The 4,331-nt window shown below is 49.3% G+C and carries 2 protein-coding genes and 1 pseudogene; all 3 read left to right on the forward strand.

Annotation, left to right across the window (positions count from 1 at the left end; all coding sequences use genetic code 11):
• A pseudogene (locus AC4MRN_RS19730) lies at positions 1-204 on the forward strand (ribosome maturation factor RimP); the annotation flags it as partial.
• A 51-nt stretch (positions 205-255) separates the two neighbouring features.
• Entirely contained in the window at positions 256-1,749 is a 1,494-nt protein-coding gene (nusA, locus tag AC4MRN_RS19735; protein ID WP_073321817.1) for a transcription termination factor NusA, read from the forward strand.
• A 24-nt stretch (positions 1,750-1,773) separates the two neighbouring features.
• A partial coding sequence (gene infB / locus AC4MRN_RS19740; protein ID WP_491204275.1) for a translation initiation factor IF-2 occupies positions 1,774-4,331 on the forward strand: 2,558 nt, incomplete at its 3' end.

The following is a 4,331-nucleotide window of genomic DNA, read 5'->3' on the forward strand; positions in this document are numbered from 1 at the left end:
CTGTTCACTGAACAGCATTATGCGAAAGTGGTGGGCGAAATCGTCGCTGTCAAAATGGCCTTGCCTTTGGATAACCGACGCAATTTTAAAGGGAAATTACTGGCGTGCGAAAATGCAACGCTAACAATCGAGATCGACGGAGAACAATTTGCGTTACCCGTTGCCGGGATTGAAAAAGGTAATTTGGTTCCAACATTCGAATAATAACGAAATGAGACCTGCTTCCCAGTCGGGAATGCAACCAGTGAGGCAAAGATGAATAAAGAAATTTTGTTAGTGGCTGAAGCCGTTTCTAATGAAAAACAAGTGCCTAGAGAGAAGATTTTCGAGGCCTTAGAATATGCCATTGCAAGCGCCACGAAAAAGAAAAATGAAGGTGAAATCGAAGTGCGTGTCAGCATTCATCGCGACACCGGTGACTTCGACACGTTCCGCCGCTGGCAGGTCATTCCTGACGACCAGCCGCAGGAAAATCCCTTCGCTGAAATGACACTGTCTGCTGCTCAAATCGATGAGCCTGATATTCAGGTTGGCGATTTTGTAGAAGAACAGATTGAATCCATTGCGTTTGACCGTATTACCACGCAAACCGCCAAGCAAGTGATCGTACAAAAAGTACGTGAAGCTGAGCGCGCGCAAATGATTGCGGAATACGAAGACAAAGTGGGTGAGCTGGTAACAGGTACCGTTAAAAAAGTTAACCGTGACAATATCATTGTTGACCTGGGTAATAACGCAGAAGGCGTGATTTACCGCGACGACATGTTACCGCGCGAAACATTCCGTCCAGGCGATCGGGTTCGCGGCTTACTGTATGTAATTCGTCCGGAAGCCCGCGGTGCGCAATTGTTTGTGAGCCGTACGCATCCAGAAATGCTGGTCGAACTGTTCCGTCTGGAAGTACCGGAAATCGCAGAAGAGACACTGGAAATTAAATCAGCAGCCCGTGACCCGGGTTCTCGCGCCAAGATTGCCGTTAAAACCAACGACAAACGCCTTGACCCGGTAGGGGCTTGCGTAGGTATGCGAGGTTCTCGTGTACAGGCTGTATCCGGTGAATTGGGCGGTGAGCGTGTTGATATCGTACTGTGGGATGAAAACCCTGCACAATTCGTTATTAACGCGATGGCGCCTGCTGAAGTGGCCTCAATCGTTGTAGACGAAGACAGCCACACTATGGACGTTGCGGTTGAAGCCGACAACCTGGCGCAAGCTATTGGCCGGAGTGGCCAGAACGTACGGTTGGCCAGTCAGCTGACCGGTTGGGAACTTAACGTAATGACCGTTGAGGATCTCAATAAGAAGCACGAAGAAGAAAACGCCAAGGTACTTGGCACATTTGTGGAAGGTTTGGACATCGACGAAGAATTCGCGTCAGTGCTGGTAGACGAAGGTTTCACCACACTGGAAGAAGTTGCTTACGTGCCGGTTAGCGAGCTGTTAGCAATCGAAGGACTGGACGAAGACACTGTAGAAGAGCTGCGTAACCGCGCTCGTGCCGCACTGACCACAAAAGCACTTGCCAACGAAGAATCACTGGAAGGGTCTGAGCCAACTGAAGAGTTGCTGAACCTGGAAGGTATGGAAAGACACGTTGCATTTGTGCTGGCAAGTAAAGGTATTACAGACCTGGAAGCTCTGGCAGAGCAGGGTACTGATGATATCTGTGAATTAGAAGGACTGGACGAAGAGAAAGCGGGTGAGTTGATCATGGCCGCACGAAACAAAGTCTGGTTCAACGAAGAGTAAGGTCGACAAGGGGAAAAACGCGTAATGGCAGATGTATCCATTGAAAAACTCGCCAGTGATATCGGGACAAGCGTTGACCGGTTAGTCAGTCAGTTTAGCGATGCTGGCATTAAAAAAGCAGCCGGCGATAGCGTAACTGAAGATGAAAAGCGCAAACTGTTAGATCATCTCAGTAAGCAACATGGTGGTGCCGGTTCTGGTGAGCCGACTCGCATGACACTAAAACGCAAGACTACCAGCACGTTAAGCGTGGGTAAGTCTAAAGAGGTGAAAGTAGAAGTACGTAAGAAGCGTACCTACGTGAAGCGTACTGACGTTGAAGAACAACGTTTGGCGGAAGAAGAAGCGAAGCGCAAGGAAGAGGAAGCGCGTCTGAAGCGTGAAGCAGAAGAGCGTGCAGCTGAAGAAGCGCGCAAAGCCGCTGAAGAAAAAGCGCGTAAAGCAGAAGAAGCTCGCAAAGCCGCCGAAGAAGAAAAAGCGCGCCGTGCTGAAAAAGCGAAGCAAGAAGCTGCTGCGCGTGCTGAAGCTGATTCTGAACTGACGGAAGAAGAAAAGCAGGAGCAGGAAGCTGCTCGTCAGGAAGAAGAACGTCTGCGTAAGCAACAGGAAGAAGAAGCACAGCGCAAGCTTGAAGAAGACGCTAAGAAAGCGGCTGAAGAAGCGCGCAAACTGGCTGAAGAGAACGAGCGTCGCTGGAAAGAAGAAGAAGAGCGTCGTAAGAAAGAAGAAGCGGAAGAGGTGCACATGCACTCTAACCGTTACGCTCAGGAAGCCGAAGACGAAGAAGATATGCAGGTAGAGCGTTCTTCACGTCGTCGTAAGAAGCCGAAGAAGAATGCAAGTGAAAGCCTGAAGCAAGGCTTTAATAAGCCTGCTGCACCGGTTGAGCGCGTCGTTAAGCTGGGCGAAACCATCACTGTAGGTGAGCTGGCAAGTCGCCTTGCAATCAAGGTGCAGGAAGTCATTAAAGCCATGATGAAAATGGGTGAAATGGCAACCATTAACCAGGTATTGGACCAAGACACAGCCGTTCTGGTTGTTGAAGAAATGGGCCACAAATACGAACTGGTTAACGATAACGCCCTTGAAGATGAATTGCTGGCAGGCTCAGGTGCAGGTGAGAAATCTACCCGTGCACCGGTTGTTACCATCATGGGTCACGTTGACCACGGTAAAACCTCACTGCTTGATTATATTCGTCGTGCCAAAGTGGCAGCAGGCGAAGCGGGTGGCATTACCCAGCACATTGGTGCTTATAGTGTAGAAACAGATTTAGGTAAAATTACCTTCCTGGATACACCTGGACACGCCGCGTTTACCGCAATGCGTGCACGTGGTGCAACAGCGACTGATATCGTTGTGCTGGTTGTTGCCGCTGACGATGGTGTTATGCCGCAAACTAAAGAAGCGGTACAACACAGCCGCGCAGCAGGTGTACCGCTGATTATCGCTGTGAACAAGATGGATAAAGAAACCGCTGATCCGGATCGCGTTAAAACTGAGTTGTCTCAGTTAGAAGTTATCTCGGAAGAGTGGGGTGGTGAGCACCAGTTCGTTAACGTATCGGCGAAAACCGGTATGGGTGTTGACGAGCTGCTGGAAGCCATTTCTTTACAAGCTGAAGTACTTGACCTGAAGGCAACCCCAACAGGTCCGGGTCGCGGTATTGTTATCGAATCACGTCTGGATAAAGGCCGTGGTCCAATCGCTTCTGTCCTGGTTCAGGAAGGTGAAGTGAAAGCAGGTGATATCTTACTGTGTGGCGAAGAGTACGGCCGTGTTCGTGCGATGCGCGACGAAAACGGTAATGACGTTAAGCTGGCTGGCCCATCTACTCCGGTAGAGATTTTAGGTCTGTCTGGTGTACCTGTAGCCGGTGAAGATGCGCTGGTTGTACAAGACGAACGTAAAGCACGTGAAGTTGCTGGTAAGCGTCATCAGAAGAAGCGTGAGCTGAAACTGGCGCGTCAGCAGAAAGCGAAACTGGAAAACATGTTTGCGAACATGGAAGCCGGTGACGTAAGTGAACTGAACGTCGTATTGAAAGCGGACGTACAGGGTTCTGTTGAAGCCATTTCTGAATCACTGATTAAACTGTCTACCAGCGAAGTGAAAGTGAACATCGTAGGTAGTGGTGTAGGTGGTATCACTGAAACTGATGCAAGCTTAGCGGCTGCATCAAGCGCTATCGTTGTGGGCTTTAACGTCCGTGCCGATGCAACTGCGCGTAAAGTGATTGAAGCTGAAGAAATTGATCTGCGTTACTACAGCGTTATCTATGACCTGATTGACGAAGTGAAAGCGGCCATGAGCGGTATGCTTGCACCAGAGTTCAAACAGGAAATCATTGGTCTTGCTGAAGTACGTGACGTGTTTAAGTCACCTAAACTGGGTGCCATTGCAGGTTGTATGGTTACCGAGGGTATTGTTAAACGCAGTAACCCAATTCGTGTACTACGTGAAAACGTAGTTATTTACGAAGGTGAACTTGAATCACTGCGCCGCTTCAAAGACGACGTACAGGAAGTACGTAACGGTATGGAATGTGGTATCGGCGTTAAGAACTACAACGATGTTAAAGT

Source organism: Marisediminitalea sp. (assembly GCF_984433645.1).

Bases quoted from the DNA above. Each gene is read 5' to 3' on its own strand.
- nusA (WP_073321817.1), top strand. From the start codon at position 256: ATGAATAAAGAAATTTTGTTAGTGGCTGAAGCCGTTTCTAATGAAAAA.